Annotated in this window: 19 protein-coding genes and 1 pseudogene; 9 read left to right on the top strand and 11 right to left on the bottom strand. The window is 69.8% G+C overall.

The window, feature by feature from the left end:
• Positions 1–219: 219 nt before the first annotated feature.
• Positions 220–1,551, top strand: coding sequence for a hypothetical protein (locus tag ACIQOU_RS17040; protein ID WP_401537513.1), 1,332 nt, complete (start codon positions 220–222; stop codon positions 1,549–1,551).
• Positions 1,552–1,573: 22 nt separating this feature from the next.
• Positions 1,574–2,119, top strand: coding sequence for a GNAT family N-acetyltransferase (locus tag ACIQOU_RS17035; RefSeq protein WP_401537512.1), 546 nt, complete (start codon positions 1,574–1,576; stop codon positions 2,117–2,119).
• A 38-nt stretch (positions 2,120–2,157) separates the two neighbouring features.
• On the opposite strand, the gene ACIQOU_RS17030 is transcribed toward ACIQOU_RS17035, so the two are convergent.
• The 6 genes from ACIQOU_RS17030 to ACIQOU_RS17005 form a co-directional block, all read right to left on the bottom strand.
• On the bottom strand, positions 2,158–3,273 hold the full coding sequence (locus ACIQOU_RS17030; RefSeq protein WP_401537511.1) for an ADP-ribosylglycohydrolase family protein: 1,116 nt from the start codon (positions 3,271–3,273) through the stop codon (positions 2,158–2,160).
• 90 nt (positions 3,274–3,363) lie between these two features.
• On the bottom strand, positions 3,364–4,455 hold the full coding sequence (locus ACIQOU_RS17025) for a DNA polymerase thumb domain-containing protein (RefSeq protein WP_401537510.1): 1,092 nt from the start codon (positions 4,453–4,455) through the stop codon (positions 3,364–3,366).
• Positions 4,452–8,270 carry a DNA polymerase III subunit alpha gene (locus tag ACIQOU_RS17020; RefSeq protein ID WP_401537509.1) on the bottom strand — a complete coding sequence of 1,273 codons (3,819 nt, stop codon included), beginning with the start codon at positions 8,268–8,270 and terminating at the stop codon, positions 4,452–4,454. The genes ACIQOU_RS17025 and ACIQOU_RS17020 overlap by 4 nt, the downstream gene beginning before the upstream one ends.
• Before the next feature lie 389 nt (positions 8,271–8,659).
• A complete protein-coding gene (locus ACIQOU_RS17015; RefSeq protein ID WP_401537508.1) occupies positions 8,660–9,604 on the bottom strand; it encodes a ribosome-inactivating family protein in 945 nt (314 codons plus the stop codon).
• A 519-nt stretch (positions 9,605–10,123) separates the two neighbouring features.
• Entirely contained in the window at positions 10,124–10,603 is a 480-nt protein-coding gene (locus tag ACIQOU_RS17010) for a hypothetical protein (RefSeq protein ID WP_401537507.1), read from the bottom strand.
• Between the two features lie 128 nt (positions 10,604–10,731).
• Complete coding sequence (locus tag ACIQOU_RS17005; protein WP_401537506.1) at positions 10,732–11,565, bottom strand: helix-turn-helix domain-containing protein; 834 nt, start codon at positions 11,563–11,565, stop codon at positions 10,732–10,734.
• A 431-nt stretch (positions 11,566–11,996) separates the two neighbouring features.
• Here ACIQOU_RS17005 and ACIQOU_RS17000 point away from each other — a divergent pair, with 431 nt between their 5' ends.
• On the top strand, positions 11,997–12,374 hold the full coding sequence (locus ACIQOU_RS17000; RefSeq protein ID WP_401537505.1) for a hypothetical protein: 378 nt from the start codon (positions 11,997–11,999) through the stop codon (positions 12,372–12,374).
• An 83-nt stretch (positions 12,375–12,457) separates the two neighbouring features.
• Here ACIQOU_RS17000 and ACIQOU_RS16995 read toward each other — a convergent pair whose 3' ends face one another.
• Both ACIQOU_RS16995 and ACIQOU_RS16990 read right to left on the bottom strand, forming a co-directional pair.
• Positions 12,458–13,585: a hypothetical protein gene (locus ACIQOU_RS16995; RefSeq protein WP_401537504.1), complete on the bottom strand. Its 1,128-nt coding sequence runs from the start codon at positions 13,583–13,585 to the stop codon at positions 12,458–12,460.
• Positions 13,586–13,977: 392 nt separating this feature from the next.
• Entirely contained in the window at positions 13,978–14,478 is a 501-nt protein-coding gene (locus ACIQOU_RS16990) for a hypothetical protein (protein ID WP_401537503.1), read from the bottom strand.
• Between the two features lie 192 nt (positions 14,479–14,670).
• Between ACIQOU_RS16990 and ACIQOU_RS16985 the strand changes: the two are divergent.
• Positions 14,671–14,796: pseudogene (locus tag ACIQOU_RS16985) on the top strand (histidine phosphatase family protein); the annotation flags it as partial.
• An 82-nt stretch (positions 14,797–14,878) separates the two neighbouring features.
• Here the strand turns inward: ACIQOU_RS16985 and ACIQOU_RS16980 are convergent.
• Positions 14,879–15,241 carry a hypothetical protein gene (locus tag ACIQOU_RS16980; protein WP_401537502.1) on the bottom strand — a complete coding sequence of 121 codons (363 nt, stop codon included), beginning with the start codon at positions 15,239–15,241 and terminating at the stop codon, positions 14,879–14,881.
• Positions 15,234–15,749: an ATP-binding protein gene (locus tag ACIQOU_RS16975; RefSeq protein WP_401537501.1), complete on the bottom strand. Its 516-nt coding sequence runs from the start codon at positions 15,747–15,749 to the stop codon at positions 15,234–15,236. Before ACIQOU_RS16975 ends, ACIQOU_RS16980 begins: the two co-directional genes overlap by 8 nt.
• A gap of 152 nt (positions 15,750–15,901) precedes the next feature.
• Here ACIQOU_RS16975 and ACIQOU_RS16970 point away from each other — a divergent pair, with 152 nt between their 5' ends.
• The 4 genes from ACIQOU_RS16970 to ACIQOU_RS16955 are packed head-to-tail and all read left to right on the top strand — an operon-like array spanning position 15,902 to position 17,515.
• On the top strand, positions 15,902–16,819 hold the full coding sequence (locus tag ACIQOU_RS16970; protein WP_401537790.1) for a Scr1 family TA system antitoxin-like transcriptional regulator: 918 nt from the start codon (positions 15,902–15,904) through the stop codon (positions 16,817–16,819).
• On the top strand, positions 16,816–17,025 hold the full coding sequence (locus ACIQOU_RS16965) for a DUF397 domain-containing protein (protein WP_401537500.1): 210 nt from the start codon (positions 16,816–16,818) through the stop codon (positions 17,023–17,025). Before ACIQOU_RS16970 ends, ACIQOU_RS16965 begins: the two co-directional genes overlap by 4 nt.
• Positions 17,026–17,054: 29 nt before the next feature.
• On the top strand, positions 17,055–17,237 hold the full coding sequence (locus ACIQOU_RS16960; RefSeq protein WP_401537499.1) for a DUF397 domain-containing protein: 183 nt from the start codon (positions 17,055–17,057) through the stop codon (positions 17,235–17,237).
• Between the two features lie 23 nt (positions 17,238–17,260).
• On the top strand, positions 17,261–17,515 hold the full coding sequence (locus tag ACIQOU_RS16955; protein ID WP_401537498.1) for a DUF397 domain-containing protein: 255 nt from the start codon (positions 17,261–17,263) through the stop codon (positions 17,513–17,515).
• 251 nt (positions 17,516–17,766) lie between these two features.
• Here ACIQOU_RS16955 and ACIQOU_RS16950 read toward each other — a convergent pair whose 3' ends face one another.
• Positions 17,767–17,997, bottom strand: a complete 231-nt coding sequence (locus ACIQOU_RS16950) for a hypothetical protein (RefSeq protein WP_401537806.1) — start codon at positions 17,995–17,997, stop codon at positions 17,767–17,769.
• Between ACIQOU_RS16950 and ACIQOU_RS16945 the strand changes: the two genes are divergently transcribed.
• Positions 17,906–18,460, top strand: coding sequence for a DUF397 domain-containing protein (locus ACIQOU_RS16945; protein WP_401537497.1), 555 nt, complete (start codon positions 17,906–17,908; stop codon positions 18,458–18,460). The genes ACIQOU_RS16950 and ACIQOU_RS16945 overlap by 92 nt on opposite strands.
• Positions 18,461–18,493: the final 33 nt, after the last annotated feature.

The following is an 18,493-nucleotide window of genomic DNA, read 5'->3' as shown; positions in this document are numbered from 1 at the left end:
TCAAAGACCCTCTGCAAGGGCTGATACGAGCGTGGCCATCGTGGCGGTACAGATCCAGCCCCGTCCCTTCATCGGTTCTTCGTACGGAGTCGACGTTCTTCCTCGCCTCTTCCTCGGATGTTCCTCGATTTCGCCAAGTACGTTCTGCACAGGGCATGTTGACGGAGCGATCGGCTTACCGTCGTGGCAGTGATGGGTGGGACGGACAGGAGGGGAGGCGTGGTGCGCACGTTCTTCCGGTGCTGGCTCGACGAGCGGGAGCTACGCGACCACAAGGACTTCCGGCAGCCGTTCCTGGAGGTGGCCGCGCGGCTGGGCCTGAAAGGACTGGAGCCTGCCAAGCCGACCTTTCAGGCCTGGTACTACGGGACGCGAAAGCCGCAGGGGGACTTCCGCCGAGTGGTCGTCGCCTGGACCGACCACAGCATCGATCAGCTGTGGACCGAGGTCCCAGAAGGAACCACTCCTGCCTTCCGGCCCCTGTCCGACACGTCATCCACGGCACGTCATGCCGATCTCGGCATGGACCTGAGCGACATGAGAAGGACGGGCGCGATGGCTGTTCGACGCGCGAAGGAATTCCTCCTGGGGGCCGACCGGGAAAGAGTGGGCACGGACACCCTCGACCTGCTCAAGGACGACGTTGCCCGACTCGTCGCCGCGTATCCACGAGAACCCCTTTCAGCGATCTGGACCGATCTGCTGGATTCTCAGGGAAAGGTGCTGCGCCTCCTGGAAGGCGGCCGGGTTCGGCCGTCGCAGTTGCGTGAACTCAACTTCATGGCCGGCGCCCTGTCCTTCCTCGTGGCCAAGGGTTTCAACGACCTGGAGGACTGGGGCCAGGCAATGACGATGGCCCGGGTCGCCGCGGCCTGCGCAAGGGACGCCGAGCACCCGCCCCTCGTCGCCCTCGTCGACGGTCTCAAGTCCCTGATCGCCTACTGGGCGGACAGGCCAGGGGACGCTCTCCACTTCGCCCGGCAGGGCACGGCAACAGCCGCCGATCACCAGGGCACGGTGGGGCTGTGGTTGCTCGGCCTTCAGGCGCGTGCCGCGGCCGTCCTGGGCGATGAGGAGACAGTCCGCTCGGCGAACCAACTGGCCACCGACCGACGCGACCACGTCGTACCGGATGAACTCGACTCCCTCGGCGGCCTGTTCACCTACGCGGAGGAGAAGCAGCTCTACTACACGGTGGAATCCGAAGCTCTCCTCGGTCACGGTGGCGCGCAGCTCGCCTCGCAGGCCGAACGGGCCGTGCAGGGCTTCAGCGACCCCACCGCCCCGTCCTGGGCCTTCGGGGATCTGGCCGGATCACAGTGCGACCTCGCCCTTGTCCGTCTTTACGGTGGAGACGTAGAAGGCGCCGCTGCCGCCGTTCGACCGGTCCTGGACCTGCCGACCTCGCACCGGAACACCGGCATCGTCGTGTCGGCCGGGCGCGTCCGCCTGGCGCTCACGAGCGATCAGGTACGCACTGCCGTCGCTGCCCGTGAACTCCGCGAGGAGATCGAGGTTTTCCCGCAGACGCGCCCTGCCCTACCGCGATAGCCCGCAGGTAGAGTCCCCCGACATGTACCCGGTCAAGCGTTCCAGCCGGCGCCTGGATCTTCGCGACCTCGCGGTCGATGACGCGGATGCGGTGTTCGCGATCTACGGCAGCAGAGAGGCCACGGAGCACCTGTCGTTCGAACCGCGTACCCGCGACCAGGTCGACGGCATTGTCACCCGATCCGTGGCCTGCGCCACAGAGAATCCACGAACCGAGTACGCGCTCGCGGTCGTGGAACGGGACACGGAACGCGTGATCGGCTTTGGACGGCTTGCCCTGGACCCTCATCAGCAGCGCGCGGCCACCTTCGGCTTCGCGCTGCGCCCGGACGCGTGGGGCGTCGGCTACGGCCTGGAGACCGTGCGACTCCTGCTGGGACTTGGCTTCGAAGAACTTGCCCTGCACCGAATCTGGGGTGCGCGCTCCCCTCTGAACGAGGCTTCCGCGAAGACCATGACGGCGGCGGGCATGGTGGTGGAGGGCACCATCCGAGGCCACATCGAGAAGGCGGGCCGATGGCGCGACTCGGTGGTGCACTCCATCCTCTTCGAGGAGTGGAAGCCCTAGGGCTCCACCCCTAGTACCCGCCCGTCTCCCGCCCTCCGTCACGCCCTCGGGTAGCGCGTCAGCCAGGCCGGGGACGCGCCTGCGGGGCCGTGCAGGGCGGGGCCCTGGGTCATCTCCATGGCGAAGTCGTCGGCGAGTTCGAGGAGGGTGGGGCGGCCCTCCAGTTCGGCGAGCCAGGCCGGCGGGAGCGCCGTTTCGCCGTGCAGGGCGCCGAGGAGGCCACCGGCGAGCGCGCCGGTGGCGCCGGAGGGCCCGCCCTGGTTCACGGCGAGGCACAGCCCGTGCCGGATGTCCTCACCGACGAGGGCGCAGTAGACGGCGGCGGCCAGCACCCCGTCCGCCGTGCCGTCCCCGACCAGCTCCTCCACCCGGGCCGGGTTCGGTATGCCCTGGCGGACCGCGCCGAGCGCCTGTTGCAGCCCGTCGGAGACGCTCTGGTGCCCGGGGCGCGCGGCGAGCAGCGCGAGCGCCTGCTGCACGGCCCCGTCGAGGCTCTCGCCCCGGGCGAGGGCGTGCACGATCACGGCGTACGCCCCCGCCGCGAGGAACCCCGTCGGGTGCCCGTGGGTCTGCGCGGCGCACTCCACGGCGAGCTGGACGACGAGTTGGGGCTCCCAGCCGACGAGGAGGCCGAACGGCGCCGACCGTGCCGTTGCCTCGGGGCCGGGCTCGGCCGGGTTCTTCGGCGACTCCAGGGTGCCCATCCGGTCGTCGCCGAAACCGATCAGCAGGGGGCGGGTGGGGTCGCGGCGGGCGTAGAGCCACTCCTCGCGGGCGAGCCAGCCGTCGTCCTTGCGGCGTTCGTCGGGGCCCCAGTCGCGTTGGGTGGTAGCCCAGCGCAGATAGGCGCGGTGCAGGTCGGTCGGCGGATGCCAGGCGCCGGTGTCCCGCCGGACCTGGGCGCGTATCAGCCCGTCCACGCTGAACAGGGTGAGCTGTGTGAGGTGCGTGATCGCACCCCGGCGCCCGTACCCGAAGCCCAGGTCGACGAGGCCCTCGGCGCCGTACGCGGCCCGGATCTCGTCGAGGGTCAGCCCGTCCACGGGAGCCCCCAGGGCATCCCCGACGGCCGCGCCGAGGAGCGTTCCCCGCACCCGGCTGCGGAAGTCCTGCTGTTCGCCACGGCCCCAGACGGCGCCCACGGTCGCACCCACCAAGACCTCCCCGACCACACTCTGCGCAGGCTCTACGGCTCAGCACTGTATTCGAACGGGGACTCTGGGTTGAGGCCGCCGGAGTGTGGATTAGGTGACAGCGCGTGGCGAAGCGGGCCCCGGATCACTCCCCCGAACCTCCCGGATCACTCCCCCCGAGCCCCCCGGACCGCCCCGGTCCGCCAACGTCGCCGGCCGCACCGCCCCCGGTCCGAACCGTCGGCGGGCCCGGTCGGCGGCGGCCTCCAGCGCGCGGGCCCGGTCGGCGGCGGGGTCCAGGGAGAGCTGGCGGTGGCCGAGGCCGGCCGGGAGCAGCACGTCGGCACGGAGCGCGAAGCCCCGCACCCGGGCCCGTTGCAGACCGAGGCCGTCCAGCAGTTCCAGGGCGACGGCGATGAGGGCGGGCGAGTGGGCGGTCGGCTCCGGCAACGCCCGCGTCCGGGTGCTGGAACTGCCGTCGGCGTAACGCACGGTGAGCGTCAGCCGTCCGCCGATCTGCCCTTCCTGGCGCAGGAGTTGGCTGATCTCCTCGGCAACTCCCAGCACGGCACGGTGGTGTTGGGCCGCGTCGAGACAGTCCCGTTCCAGATCGACGTCGGCGGCGAGGTGGGCGGCGGGGTCGGCCGGGGTGACCGGGTGGGGGTCGTGGCCTCGGGCCCGTTCGCTCAACAGCCGTGCGGGGCCTGCCCCGAGGAGACGTTGCAGGGTGCCCGGGGGCAGCTCGGCGATCTGGCCGATGGTGTGCAGACCGTACCGGCCGAGTGTCTTCGCCGTGCTCCGCCCGACGCCGGGCAACGCGGTGACGGGCCGTGGACGCAGCCAGTCGGCGGCCTCCCCGTCCCGGACCCAGGTGGTCTCGCCGGGCCCGGACACGTCGGCGGCCATCGCGGCCAGCATCCGGTTCCCGGCGAGCCCGGCACAGCTGTCGATGCCGTAGATCCCCTTCAGCCTGAGCAGCACCATCTGCACCACCCCGTAGGGCGACGTCCCGAAATACCGGCCCGCCGCCCCCACCTCCAGCTGCACCACCCCGGACGAGCCGCACCACACATACGGCGTCACCCCGGACACCACCTCGACAACGTCCCCGACCGACCCCGCCCCCACGGCATTCAGGGGCGCGGAAAACTGCGCGACCAGCCACGCCGACGGCGCCGCACCCGCCCCACGAGCCCCCCTCATCCCGCACTCCCCGGGCTGGTGTGCCCGAACTTCTTCAGGTCCGCCGACCGACTCCCCGCAGGCAGAAGATCCGCATACGGATGCAGCCGAGCCCCCGCAGTCCCGTCGGCCAAAGTCCGCGAAACCCCCCGCCCCGCCGGAACGACCTCGACGGGTTCACCAGAACCGACAGACTCAACGGCCTCAACGGCCTCAACGGCCTCAACGGGCTCCACGGCCTCAACGGGTTCCACGGGCCGACCCGGCCCACCGAACCCGGCGCCACCCGCATCCCCCGCGCCCCCGGCGCCACCCGTACCCCCCGCAGACCGCCCCCGCGTCGGACGCGCCGGACCCGTCGCCCCCTCCCCCAACAGGGCGAGCGCGGCTTCAGGCCCCCGGTCCCGCCGGGCCTCGGCGATCTCGTCCAGGTCCCAGACCATGCTGCCGACGACCGTACGGCGAGTACCCCGCACCTGCACCGTCCCCCGCACCAGCAACAGCCCGCTGTGGAACACGGTGTAGGCACACGCCGGATGCGAGTCCTCGAAGAACGCCAGGTCGACGAGGCCCGACCCGTCCTCCAGGGTCACGAAGATGATCCGCTTGCCACTGGCGATCGGCGGAGTCTGCGTGGAGGCCCGCACCCCCGCGACCAACACCTGCCGCCCGCCCCGCACTTCGGTGAGCCGCGCCGCGTCGGTCGCCCCGATCTCCCGCAGCAACCGGTGATGATGGTCCATCAGATGCCGTGAGACATCGATGCCGAGGGTGTTCAACTCCGCGCCCAGGGACTCCCGTCCGCTCATCTCGGGCAGCCCGCTGGGCTCGGCGCCGCCCACCGCGCCGGTGTCGAGGGGGAGTTGACCGACCCCGGCGCTGCGCACCCGCGACTGCCGATGCAACTCAGCGATCTGGAGCAGCAGATCACGCCGGGTGAGACGGCCGTCGTGCAGGGAGTCCAACGCGCCGATCTCCGCGAGGCGTTCAGCGACGGGCCGGCTGGGACGGCCCCGTTGCCAGAAGTCGGACAACGTCCCGTAGGGCTGCCCGGCCTCGACCCGAGCACACTCCTCCTCCCCGATACCGTGCACGGCACTCAACGCAAGCCGAACACCCCACCGCCCAGGGCCAGTTGCCCCACCGACGACCGAACCCCCGTCGCCCGGACCCCCGTTGCCCGGCCCCCCGTCACCCGAGCCACCGCCGACCGGCCCCCCGTCGCCCCCACTCCCCTCACCCCGTCCCACCCCTTCTGCCCCTCCCACCAGTTCCACCCCTCCCACCCACTCCACCAGGTGCCGCACCTTGGAACGGTTGACGTCGACCGGCAGTACGGGCACCCCGCGTCGGCGGGCGTCAGCGACGAGGACGCGCTTGGGCCACATGCCGGGGTCGTGTTCGAGGAGCCCGGCGAGCAGGAAGGCGGGATGGTGCGCCTTGAGCCAGGCGCTCTGCAACGCGGGCACGGCGAAGGCGACCGCGTGCGCCCGGCAGAACCCGTACGCCCCGAACGCCTCGACGGTCCTCCACACCTCGTCCCGGACCCCCGCGTGATACCCCCGGGCCCGGGCCTCCCGGTGGAACCAGTCCCTGACCCGGGGCAGCCGCTCCTTGTCCCCGAGCGCCCGCCGGGCAATCTCCGCCATCGCGTGATCACAACCGGTCATGACGGCCAACGTTTCGATGATCTGCTCGTGCCAGATGGTCACGCCGTAGGTGTCGGCGAGCACCGGCTCCAGGTCCGGGTGGGCGTACGCCGGAGTGCCGCCGTGCCGGGCTGCGATGTACCGCTCGGGCATGCCCCCGGCGACCGGTCCCGGCCGGAAGAGGCTGATGTCGGCGATGACGTCCTGCTGGTCGCGCGGCTGCAACCGCGACAGCAGGTCCTGCTGGCCCGGCGACTCCAGCTGGAACAGGCCGAGCGTCTGGCTCTCCTGGATCAGTTTGAACGCCAACTCGTCGTCCAGCGGCACCTGTTGAGGATCGTCGAGGTCGACATGGTGCCCGGTGGCCCGTTCCAGTTCGCTGACGGCGTGGGCCATGGCGGACTGCATGCGCACGCCCAGCACGTCGAGTTTGATGTTGCCGAGCGCCTCGATCTCTTCCTTCGCCGCCATGGCCATGGGGTAGTCGCCCTGCGGGGTGGGCTGCACGGGCAGCCGGTCCAGGAGGCTCGCGTCGCTGATGACGACGCCGCAGGGGTGCATGGCCATGCCGTGGACGAGCGCGTCGAGTCCCTCGGCGAGTTCCCACAGCGGCCCGAACCTGCCTGCCTCGGCGGCGAGTTGGCGTAGTTCGGGCAGTTCGGTGAGGGCGCCGGTGATGTCGCGGGCGCGCAGGTGCGGGAAGCTCTTGGCGATCCGGTCGACGTCGGCCGGCGCGATCCCGAGGGCGAGTCCGGTGTCCCGCAGCGCCCGGCGCGCCCGGTAGGTCTCGGGCATCGCGGTGACCGCGACCCGTTCCTTCCCGAACCGTTCGAAGATCACGTCGTAGCACTCCAGTCGCCGGGCGGATTCCACGTCGATGTCGATGTCGGGCAGCGAGCGTCGGCGCGCGCTGAGGAAACGTTCGAAGAGCAGCCGGTGGGAGAGCGGGTCGGCGGTGGCGATGTCCAGCGCGTGGCAGACCAGCGACCCGGCGGCGGAACCCCGGGCGGCGACCCGGATGCCCTTGGCCCGGATGTCGGCCACGACCTGCCCGACGGCGAGGAAGTACGCGTCGTAGCCCAACGTCGAGATCACGCCGAGTTCCTCGTCGAGGCGGGCCCGCGCCGCCGGGTCCCGGTCGAGGCCGCGCCGGGCGAGGCCGTCCTCGCTCCACCGGCGCAGCACCCGCGCGGCGCCGCCCGGCGCACGCCCGGCGCCGAAGAGCGCGGGTTCGGGCAGGTGCGGGGTGCCGAGCCCCAGGTCAGCGACGGGGTCGACGGCGCATTCGGCGGCGGTCTCGACGGTGTCCGCGAGCAGGCGCCGGGCCCGCCGGACGTCGTTGCCCGCGCTCTCCGCGACCGTCCGGGCGACGGCGGCCATATCCCGTTCCCCCTTGAGCCAGCGCTGCCCGCTGTCCAGGCGCCGCCGGTCGATGGGCCGCAGCAGCCGCGCCGCGTCCAGCACATCGGCGAGCCGGTGCTGCGCGGGATCGGCGTAGCGAACGGCGTTGGAGAGCACGGCGGTGGTCCGGGTGCGGTCGGCGAAGGCGAGGGTGCGACCGGCGAGCCGCACCGATCCGGGCCCGCCACCAGCACGTTTCAACGCGACGACCTCCAACCGCACCCCACCCCCGGCCCCGCCCCCGGCCTCGCCCCCGAAGATCTCCCGCCACGGTGCGAGCAGCTTCCCGGCGACGTCCTCGCGCCCCGCCGCCAGCGCCCGCACGGGCTCGGAGAGCGGCCCGAGCAGCACCGTCAGCCCCGGGCCGCCGTGCTCGCGCAGCGCGTCGAACGGCACGACGGGTGCCGTTCCCGATCCCGCGCCGGCGTGCGCGGCCGAGGTGATCCGGCACAGCCGCGCCCACCCGGCGCGGTCCCGGGCGAGCAGCGTGATCCGCAACGGCGGCTCGACGACATGGGCGCCGCCGCGCGCCGGGGTGCGCCGGCGCGGTCCGGGCGGCGGGGGCGCGAGGGCCTCCACGGCGAGGTCGACCCCGAGGATCGGCCGCACCCCCGCTCCGGCGCACGCCCGCGCGAAGCGCACCACCCCGGTGACCGTGTCCCGGTCGGTGAGCGCGAGGGCGTCCATGCCACGGTCGGCGGCCCGCCGGGCCAGCTGTTCGGGGTGGGCGGCGCCGTACCGGGCGGAGTACCCGGACGCGACATGCAGATGGCTGAAACCCGCCATGCCACACCTCCACCTCTCCTCCCCTTTTCAGCCATGCGCCCGATATGTTCTCTCGTACGCCCGTTCGATTAGCGTAACCCCATCGACCCTGATCAGCGACCACATTCGAACGCGGGATCGATTGATCAAGGGGGCGGGCACCATCTGAAACAGGCCACTGTTTTCGTCAGGCGCCGGGCAGCCAGAAGCAGTTGGAGGCGACGGAAGGGCACCGAAAGGGCAGCGGGGAGAACGACGGTCCCGGCGCCGCGCGCGGAACGGCCCCGCACCCTTTCGGGACACGGGACCGGGCGTCGAACGGGGCGGACCGGAGCGGATCGCGGCCAGGGTCAGGGTCGGCTGCGGGCGGGGTCGGTCGCGGGCGGGATCAGAGCGGGTCGCGGACGGGGTCAGAGTTCGTCGCGGCCGGGGTCGGCGGAGTGGCCCCAGTTGGTGTTGAAGGTGTGCAGGACGTGGACGTAGCGCCGGACCTGGGCGGCGTTCTCGATCGTTCCGATACCGGGGATGTACGGGACGTTCGGCGTACTGGTGTTCCCCAGGCCCTGGAGGTTCCAGTAGAAATTGGACAGGATGCCCCAGTTGTTCTCCAGGTTCTGCTGCCAGGTCGGCAGGCCCTGGCGGCCGGTGCCCCAGTCGCCCATCGCGCCCCGGAAGACGCCTTCGAGGTCGTTGAAACGGGCGGCCTCCGACGTCATCTGGATGAGCAGCATCAGGGAGCGGGCCGTGTTCTGCGTGTTGCTGGTCGCGGAGGTCTGGTTGGCGAGTTGGAGGATGGACGCGCGGATGTCGTTCCAGTGGATCGGCAGGCTGGAGCGGTCGCGTCCGGCGGCGCCGACGAGGGACTGGTAGTTGCCGCCGAACGGCAGGTTGCGGTGGGAGCCGATGGGGGCGCGGTTGAAGCTGGCGTCGTTGAAGGTGTAGGAGGTGCCGCTGCCCTGCGGGGAGTAGCCGACGACGTACAGGTTGTCGGGCTGGACCCACAGGTCGACGGCGCGACGGCGGCCGCTGTCGTCGTGGGCGGACAGCGAGACCCGGACGATGCCCTCGGTGGGCGAGGCATCCTGCGTGTACTGCACGCCTTCCGGCCGGGTGTCGGAGACGGCGGCGCGCAGGCTGGCGATGAACGTCGAGTAGGCGATGCGCTGGTTGCCACTGGGGGCGTCGCCGAGGTCCAGCCAGACGTGGTTGACGGAGCCGTCCGAGGTGTGGGCGCTCGCGGGCCCGGCGGTGGCGAGCGCGCCGGGCAGAACGGCGGCCAGCGACAGGGTGATGCCGAGCAGCGCCCGGCGCATCCGGCCGGGCCGCGTCGAGGCGCCGGGGAGGCGAGGTGTCATGGCGTCAACTCCCTTACAGGGGTGGGGGGTTGGATGATGGGCCCAGGCAGGTTGCTGCCGTGCGGGCGGGCTCATTGTCGCCGTGACCGGGTCGGCGGGCGCGTGACGCGGCCGATGCGGGCCGAGGCCGGTTTTGCGGGGGCCGGGGCTGTCCGTGGTGGGCGGCAGGATCACCGGCATGAACTTCACCCGTACCACCCAAACCACCTGTACCGCCCGTACCACCCACACCACCCGTACTGCCCGTACCGCCTGTACCGCCCGTACCACCCACACCACCCGTACTGTCCGTACCGTCCGTACCACTCCACCGCGTCCGGTCGACGTCGCCGAGGTCTTTCCCGAGCTGGCTCCGTCGGCGCGTCCGGCGATCCGGTTGCATCCGCGTGCCGGGGGCGCCTTCGGTGTCGGAGAGTTCGGTGGGGGGGTCCGTTGCTGTGGCCCGCTGAGGAGCCGTGGCCGCACTGCGACGGCCCGACGCACCCGGAACACCCCCACACGGACCTGATCCAGTGACCTTCAGGTCGGCAACTCCCCAACAGGACACGCCAGTTCAGGCCGGGCCCGGTTCGGAGAACAGGTCACCAACGCCAACGCCAGGTAGGAGGGCCGCTCCAGATAGAACCCGAGGGCCACGTCTCCGCCCGAACTGAGCGTCTCGACAACGGAGTTCAGGAGCGGGCCGAGTTGAACGGCGTCGCGCCGCACCTCCGGAAGGAACCGAGGCGCGAACTCCTCCACCCGCTCCCCGAGCCACAACGCCGCCTCCTTGGGCTCACCCCAGCTCCCCCGCACCAGGGACCGCGGCTTGACGAGCCAGAACGCCGTTTCCAGGGGCGGCAGTTCAGAGGTGGGGAACTCGGCGGCCACCTCCCGATAACGCTGAACCAACTCCGGCCGACTACCGGGCGGGGGCGGTTCGGGATACGGCGGCCGCCGCAGGGCTTCCTGATCGAAGCGCTGCTTGGGCCCGGCCCAGAGATAGCCGTGATGATGCACGGTCGCTCCGTTCGGTGAAGGTGAAGGGGATCACGCCCCAGCCGGCCCCGCCCCGAACGAGACCTGGACCAGAACCGGCTGGGGGGAGGGAAGAGAACCGTCAGATCTTCAGCCCGAACCGGGCCGGGTCATGAACGGAAGTCGGCGGACCAAGTCGTCAGAAGGCGCCGGGCGTCCTCGTCGAAAAGGGCGTAGCCCTCCAGTGCGGAGAACAGTTCCAGGTGCATTCCGATATCTCTCGGGTCTCTCAGGATCACGACGCCGGCCGCGTTCTCCACGGTGGCGAGCCGGGTGTCGTAGACCGTGAAGGTGTCCATCGGGGCCACCGGCCGGTATCCCGCTATCGGAATCACGCCGAGCCGAAGATTCGGCAGGCGGGTGAGCGAGGCCAGCCGGTCGAGTTGCGCCACCATCCCGGCCGGGGGCAGGAGCGGCCACCTGACGGCCTGCTCGGTGAGGACGAAGGTGAACCGCTTCGTCGTGTCGTGCAGAATCCCCTGCCGCTCCAGCTTCCGCGCCACCGTCTTGGTGATGTCGGCCGGAGAACGGGCGAGGCTGGCCCGGATGTACTCAGGGGTCGACAGCAGTCCGGTGGCCATCGACAGCAGGAAGTACCGGAACTCCGTGGACGAGGATTCGAGGGCGGCGAGTTCGGACTGCTTCTTCTCCAGCCCTCTCCGGCGGAGCGTTCGAAAGCCCTGCCATTCGGTGTTGGCCAGTCGCGCGAGGGCGATCACCTCCTCGGCGGCCTCGGGCGGCGCGGCGACGGCCTGGAGGATTCGCTCCAGGTCGAGCAGGCTCGGCAGCACCTTCCCGTTCTCGATCCGGCTGATCTTCGACTGGGACATGTTGCACCGCAGAGCGAGCCGTTCCCCGGTGAGACCGGCCCGCATGCGCAGTTCCTTCAGATGGGCGGCCAGTTCCTGATTCGGCTGTCCCACCTGTTCAAGATTGAGCGTCACCCGCGCACGTACTCCGGAAAAGGGGTCGACTCGTGACCCGTGAGTCGGGTGGCTGTAGAACGTCTGGACATGCCAAACCCCCTCGTTCCAGGCCCTGTTGGGCCGTCTGCCTGATGACAGTAGAGGGGGTGGCGGCACCCGTCCACGCAGGCTGGCGGGTATGCGCGTCCTTGCATAAAGAGGGCCCGTCGGGGGTCAGCCAGGGAAACGTTCACGCATTCCGTGCCGCGTTTTACGCCTTCCCAGCCGTAGCGGGCGCCGCAGAGAAGAGCGCTCCCAGCCTTCGTGTGTGAGGGGCACTCGGCGTCACCTCCCGACGGGCCGGAGCCGTTGGCAGGGCAGCCCCCTTGCCTTCCGGCGGGGCGGGGCGGGGTAGCGTGAGCACGGTGAGCAATGCTGATGGGGGGCCTACAGTGATACCGGTCAGGCGTGTGGTACTTCCGCTGGCCATCTGGGTGGCCGTGGTGCCGTGGCTGCTCGCTACGGCGACGACCATGCTGTGGGGGTTTTCGGAGGAGCCGGACGGGCTGTTCCTCACGTTCGGCACCCGGATGGTGCTGGTGCCGATCCTGCTGGTCGGTGAGGTCGTCGGTGTGGTGGCGGTCTTCCGGCGCTATGACGGTCTGCGCTCCGACTTCTGGCCGGGAGCCGGGCTCGCGTTTGCTCTTCTGGCGCTGTTCACCGTGATGGGTGTGGCCGCCACATGGGGCGAGTGGGGCGCGATGCTGTGGATCTGGGCCCTGTACACCGGCTACGTATTCTTCGTGTTCGGCTTCGGCGGGATGGCCTGGAAGAAGGTCTTCGCCTAGTTTTCGCGGAATCGCGGCTATCGCGGTATGAGGAAGGCCCCCGGCGCCGCTTGGCGCAGGGGGCCTTCCTCATGCTCGGTTGCTTACTTGTACTTGCCGTAGTAACCGGTGAGGTTCTTCAGTTCGCACTGCAAGGCGCCGACGAGGCACAGAGGGGAAGCGTACTTGCTCTTGTAGACCCAGGTGACGCGGCCGCCGTTGTAGATGTAGATCTCGTGGTTGGGCATCTGCCGGTGGTTGCCGGAGCGGATTTCCCAGCCTCCACGGGTGATGTGGAATGTCAGGGCGCCGTCGATGGCTCCCTTGATCTTGGCTATGCCGCCGCAGAATGGGTTGCTGGAGTGGGTCACCATGCGGATGTCGGCGTACCCGGAGCCGGCGCCGAGCTTCTTGACCTTCATGTCCTTGGCGCTGGCGGTCTTCTTGGCGACCAGCTTCTTGTTGGACTTCTTGTAGACGTGAGTGGTCTTGACGGAGGTGTATCCGCTGACCTTGTGCGTCTTCCAGTTGATGACGGCTGACTCGGAGGTGCGGTACCGGGAGCTCTTCCAGTCGAAGCTGCGATTGTCGCCGCCGTAGACGTACTTCGAGCCCCAGTACTTGCACGCCTTGGGGATGGGCTGGTTGATGTACTTCTGGGGGATGAACGTCGTCCACGTCAAGGTGGTGGTGGCCGCTGCCTTGGCCGCCGCGGCCTGGGCGGTGGATGTGCGCTGGACGGCTGCCGCTTCGGTCTCGCCGCGGTTGACCTTGGGCACGGCGACGGTGAGGCCCCAGGTACGGGCGGTGGAGGTGTCGCCCTTGAGCTCGGGGATGATCCGGTACTGGTAGGAGGCACCATCGGTGGCGGTGGTGTCCTTGAAGGAGGCCTGGCCCGGCTTGGTGGTCGTGAGGGGGGTTTCGCCCCGGACAATGGTGTAGCGGGCTCCGGCCGCGTAGGGCTTCCAGGACAGCGTCACGGCCCCCGGAGCGGCCGTGGAGGTCACGCCCAGGTCGGCCAAAGCACCGTTGACGAGGGCGACTTGGCCGCCGCTGGTACGGCCGATGCTCAGACGCTGTTCGGCGAGGTCTGAGCGCTGCTGTGCGCTCAGAGGTGCCGGGGTGCCGGGGGCGTCGGCGGCAACTGCTGTCGTGGACAGTCCGGCGAAGGTGCTGGAGACGAGCGCGGCAGCGGCGAGGGAAGCTTTGACGCTCGATATTCTTGACTGCACGTGCTCTCCTTCGGATTTCTGATTGAGGGCAGCGCGAGTGGGGCGCGAAGATTTCGCGCCCCACTTAGGCGCGATGGATAGACTTGCAGCGCGGGATAAACGATCGCTTGACGACCCAGCGATCGAGATTTAATGGCAGACAGCGGCGAGCTCGGACATCCGTGGTGACGGATTCTCAAAGACTTCCTGCGCGACCTGTTCGCACCCCCAGCCGCCCAATATCGCAACTCGGCAAGGCGCGTGAACGGCGGCCGGGCCCGGGCGTGGGCGCTGCTTCTCAAAGAGCGTGGCTTCACGGACGTGTTCGCGTCCACGCTTTCCCCGCCCCTCGGGCAGTCGGCGTGCCGGCACGTTGGTTGTGCAGGGTGCCCGAGGGGGTGAGAGTGCAGGGGTCAGTCAGCGAAGACGTTGACGCATTCTGTCGCTTCCTTGACGTAGACCCAGCCTTCGAGGATGCCTCGGTATTCGTAGACCCACAGGATGGTGCAGTAGTTGCCCTTGGGGTACGTCTCGCCGTAGCCGTGCCAGAGGCAGCTGAGGGAGACGCCCTTGCCGGAGAGGGCCTTGGTGGAAGAGTTGCAGAGTTCGGTGCCGCTGGGGTTGACGACCTCGACGTGGCCGGAGAACGTGTGGACGACTCCGGCGGCGTCGGAGTAGTTGAAGGCACGGTCGGTCGTCGCGCTGCCGACGATCTGGTGGATGACCAGACCGGCGCCGTTGACGTTGGTGCAGACCTTGGCGTTGCCGTTGTCCGAGCAGAGGTCGGCGCTGGCGGCGGCGGGCCCTGCGGACAGGGCGGCCAGGCTCAGGGCGGCGGCCACGGCCGTCGAGAAGGCGGCGATTCTGCGCGTCACGGAACGCTTGTTTCCCCAGTTCAGGGTGGGCTTGGGCATGTTGTTCCTCGTTTTCGGGCGGCGCTGATCGGACAGCGCGGGGTGGAACGGGGCCCGGTTCCAACGGCGTTGACGTCGGGGCAAGCGTCTCAGGGCATCAATCAGGGCAAGTCATGACAGAGGCAAAGGTTGCCCCAGATCTGCGGAGACGGGACAGGGCGGCGCGGAGGTCGTCCGTGCCGTTCTGCCCCGCTGGCGAGGATGAACCGCAGCGGGTTCCCCACGTCCGCAGTGGCCGTGCTCAGCTTCACCGGCCCGTGGAAGAGCGTCGAGCAGGGCGTCGCGAAACTGACCGCCTTCTGGACCCCGCACAGCTGACCGGCGCGGCGGCCAGTACAGGCTGAACTCCGGGGAGTTTCCTCGGAGTTCAGCCTGTTTCCGGGTATGCATGGGACGGCAGTCACCGCTCCTCCCCCACCTCCGTCTCCGACGCAGACCCCGACTCCTTCTCCGGCACCGGCACCGGCACCGGCTCCGACGCCGACCCCGGTTTCGTCCCCGCCGTCGGCCCCGTCACGAACTCTTCGAGTGCGCGGAGTAGCACGGCACGTTCCGGGTGCCGTTGGACGGACAGGAAGAGGGCCCAGGAGTGGGCGAACTCCCGTAACGGACCGAGTCTGTCGGTCATTTCGGCGCGGGTGGCGGCCTCGCAGAGCTGCCAGGTGAACGCCTCGATCCACTCCGGCGCGACGCGAGAGAGTTCCGTCCACAACTCCTTCGGCGTCAACTCCGGTTGGAGGGCGCCGGATTCACGTTCACACATCGCACTCGGCCCAGACGGTCTTGCCGGGCCCGTTGCGCCGGTAGTGCCAGTCCCAGCGGGTGGCGAGGGCGGTGACCATGAGGAGGCCCCGGCCGCTCGGGCTGACGTAGGGGTCGCGCGGGGCGGTCACCGCGGAGGGGCGGGGCGGCACGGACTCGGCGCGGGTGTCCGTCACCTCGACGCGGGCGGTCCGCAGGCGCGGCGCGACATGCAGGCACAGGTGGAAGTCCCGGCCGGCCACATGCCCGTGCCGCACGGCGTTGGCCACCAACTCGGCAACGATCAGTACGAGGTTGTCGTGCGCGTCGGTGCCGTAGGAGATGCCCCAGGCGTCCAGCCGAACGGCGGCGAGCCGCCGGGCGAGCCGCGCTCCACGCCGGGTCGAGGTGAACGCCATCGCAAAGACGCGTTCCTCGGCGGGGTCGGGGGCGAGACCCAAGTGGGAGGTGGGGTCGGTGAGTTCAGTGGGGCCGGGGGGACTGATGGGGATGCCGGGTTTGAACGTCATGCCCTTTACGGTCCCGTCTGTGGCGTAGCGTGACCACCGGTAACACAGCGACAGAAAAACGGGTGTACGCACAACGCCATTTTGTGTACGACACCCAGGGCGTGACCGCGTCCCCGAGGGGCCGTTGGTCCCCAGGAAAGGTGGTGAACCCCATGATGAAGCCTACGGATACAGCGGCGGAGACCCCTCCGCACGGCGACGACGAAGCTGTCCTGACCTTCGGGGACGGCCTGGAGAACGAAGACGAGGTCGGGCCCCGGCCTGCGGATGACTTCGCGAGAGGCATTGCCGTCGGGTTCGGGCAGAGCATGAAAGCACATCGCACGCGGGAGGGCCTGGACCGCGCGGAGTTCGGGAAGCTGATCGGCTACTCGACCGCGACGGTCGCGTCGTACGAGCAGGGCCGCAGGATTCCGACCGGCCCCACGATCGACAAGTCAGACAAAGTCCTCCGCGCGGACGGATTGCTGAGCTTGTGGAAGGAGCAGATGGAGCGAGCCCAACATCCGGCGTTCTTCCAGGGAATGGCTGCTCTGGAGAAGACCGCCATCGAGCTGCTGATGTACAACGCGATCGTTGTCAACGGCTTGCTCCAGACCGAGGAGTACATGCGGGCCCTGTTCTACATGCGGCGCCCGGCCCTGGACCCCGAACTCATCGAAGCGCGGGTAGCGGCACGTATGGCTCGGCGGGCCATCTTCGACCGTCGGCCCGCACCGCTGCTGAGTTTCATCATGGACGAGTCGGTCCTCATGCGCCCCTACGGCGGCAAGGACGTGCTGCGTGGGCAGTTGGAGCACCTCCTGCTGTTCTCCCAGCACCGGTCCGTGGACATCCAGATCATGCCGCTCGATCTTGTGGAAAGCGCGAGCGTGGACGGGTCGTTCATCGTGGCCACCCGCGAAGACGGCAGGCAATTCGCCTACGCCGAGTCCCAGGGAATCGGCTCGCTCCGAACCGATCGAAAACAAGCGGCTCTCGCCGCTGCCCGCTACGGAAGCATCCGCTCACAGGCTCTCCCACCCAGAGAGTCGATGGAGCGCATCGAAGGAGTACTGCGATCACTATGAACAAGACCAAGTCCTCGACCACCATCGCCAAGCTCGCCTGGTTCAAGAGCAGTTACAGCGGAGCTGAAGGCGGCCACTGCGTGGAGGTCGCGACCGGCACGGCAGCTGTGCACGTCCGCGACTCCAAGAACCTCGCCCACGGCAACTTCTCTGTTTCGCCGATCAGTTGGGGCGATTTCTTGACATACGCCAGCACCAGCGCGTGAGTTGAACCGGCGCCGGGGAAGCTGTGAGCATGTCTGAACTCAACTGGATCAAGAGCAGCCACAGCGGAACCGAAGGCGGCCAGTGCGTGGAGGTGGCGGCAACCCCCGCCACCATCCACGTCCGCGACTCCAAGAACCCGAGCCACGGCAACTTTGCTGTCTCGCAGTCAAGTTGGGGCGATTTCCTGACGTATGCGAGCACCAGCGCGTGAAGTGAGTCAGCGCCGGGGAAGCTGTGAGCATGTCTGAACTCCACTGGTTCAAGAGCAGCTACAGCGACGCCGAAGGCCACGAGTGCGTCGAGGTCGCCCTGCGCTGGTCCAAGAGCAGCTACAGCGGAACCGAAGGCGGCGCGTGCGTGGAGGTCGCCACCGGCGTGGCCGCCGTCCACGTCCGTGACTCCAAGAACCCGGCGTTCGGTAACTTCGGGGTCTCGCGGGCGAGTTGGGGCGAGTTTCTGACGTACGCCAGCGCCAGTCGCCGCGCGTGAGCTGACCGTACGGACGTGGGGGGGGGGGGGGGGGGGCCCACCCCCCCCCCCCCCCCCCACCCCAAACCCCCCCCCCCCCCCCCCCCCCCCCCCCCCCCCCCCCCCCCCCTTTTTTTTGGGTCGTGTTACACCGTTCACCACCCCACTGACGCCGCGGGTGCCCTCCCCGGGGGCCTGGGGGGGGGGCGGGGGGGGGGCCCCCCCCCCACGTCCGTGACTCCACATCCCCCCGGCCAGGCGACCTCGCGGCGCTACCGCTCGACGGCGATGTCCGCGAAGCTGATGACGAACGCGTCGGGATCGTCATCCTCGTCCAAGTGATAACTCGCGCTGGCCCACGCGTCGGTGAGGCGTACCCGGCGCGTCGTCGGGTCCGCCGGGTCCCCTGCGATGAGAACCACGTCCTGGTGCGTGTCCGTGTTCTCGACGTCCTCGACCCAACTGGTCGTCGCCGCATGCGACTTCCTTTCACGGGGCCTCACGGGGTCTCACGGGGTCGCCTCTCGACCCCGTCCGACGAACACGCTAGGCAGCTTGCCGATCATGCGAGTCGGCGGACGCGGAAGATCATCCGATCGGGGGTCGGTCGCACCGATGCGCCGCAGGTTCGGGCCGCCGTCAGCTAGCGCGCCACCAGCCCCGGGCCCGCCTCGACCGACCCGGCGCGCCGCGCGGACACCCCCGTGGCCGCCTCGGCCGACTCCAACCACCCCCGCGTGCGGGGCCGTTGGCCCGCCTCCGGAGGTTCCGTGCGGACGACGCCGCCGAGCCGCCGACGCGCGGGCCGCCCTCGTCGACGTTCCACAGCCGCTACCGTGGCGGCCCGATCGGCCAACCCCCGCCACCGTCCACGTCCGTGACTCCAAGAACCCGGCGTTCGGCAACTTCGGCGTCTCGCGCGCGAGTTGGGGCGAGTTCCTGGCGTACGTCAGCTCCAGCACGTGAGTTGACCGGGGACGGGGGCCGCCCGCCTCCCCC

Source organism: Streptomyces sp. NPDC091279 (assembly GCF_044757465.1).
Classification (GTDB): domain Bacteria; phylum Actinomycetota; class Actinomycetes; order Streptomycetales; family Streptomycetaceae; genus Streptomyces.
The sequence above is the reverse complement of the archived record's forward strand: the minus strand, read 5'-3'. Positions and strand labels throughout refer to the sequence as shown.

Excerpts from the sequence above, each read along its gene's own strand:
- ACIQOU_RS17025 (WP_401537510.1), bottom strand. The coding sequence starts at position 4,455 with ATGAGGGGGGCTCGTGGGGCGGGTGCGGCGCCGTCGGCGTGGCTGGTC.
- ACIQOU_RS16965 (WP_401537500.1), top strand. The coding sequence starts at position 16,816 with ATGAACAAGACCAAGTCCTCGACCACCATCGCCAAGCTCGCCTGGTTC.
- ACIQOU_RS17035 (WP_401537512.1), top strand. The coding sequence starts at position 1,574 with ATGTACCCGGTCAAGCGTTCCAGCCGGCGCCTGGATCTTCGCGACCTC.
- ACIQOU_RS16945 (WP_401537497.1), top strand. The coding sequence starts at position 17,906 with ATGAGAACCACGTCCTGGTGCGTGTCCGTGTTCTCGACGTCCTCGACC.
- ACIQOU_RS16975 (WP_401537501.1), bottom strand. The coding sequence starts at position 15,749 with ATGACGTTCAAACCCGGCATCCCCATCAGTCCCCCCGGCCCCACTGAA.
- ACIQOU_RS16960 (WP_401537499.1), top strand. The coding sequence starts at position 17,055 with ATGTCTGAACTCAACTGGATCAAGAGCAGCCACAGCGGAACCGAAGGC.
- ACIQOU_RS16980 (WP_401537502.1), bottom strand. The coding sequence starts at position 15,241 with ATGTGTGAACGTGAATCCGGCGCCCTCCAACCGGAGTTGACGCCGAAG.
- ACIQOU_RS16990 (WP_401537503.1), bottom strand. The coding sequence starts at position 14,478 with ATGCCCAAGCCCACCCTGAACTGGGGAAACAAGCGTTCCGTGACGCGC.
- ACIQOU_RS16970 (WP_401537790.1), top strand. The coding sequence starts at position 15,902 with ATGATGAAGCCTACGGATACAGCGGCGGAGACCCCTCCGCACGGCGAC.
- ACIQOU_RS17020 (WP_401537509.1), bottom strand. The coding sequence starts at position 8,270 with ATGGCGGGTTTCAGCCATCTGCATGTCGCGTCCGGGTACTCCGCCCGG.
- ACIQOU_RS17015 (WP_401537508.1), bottom strand. The coding sequence starts at position 9,604 with ATGACACCTCGCCTCCCCGGCGCCTCGACGCGGCCCGGCCGGATGCGC.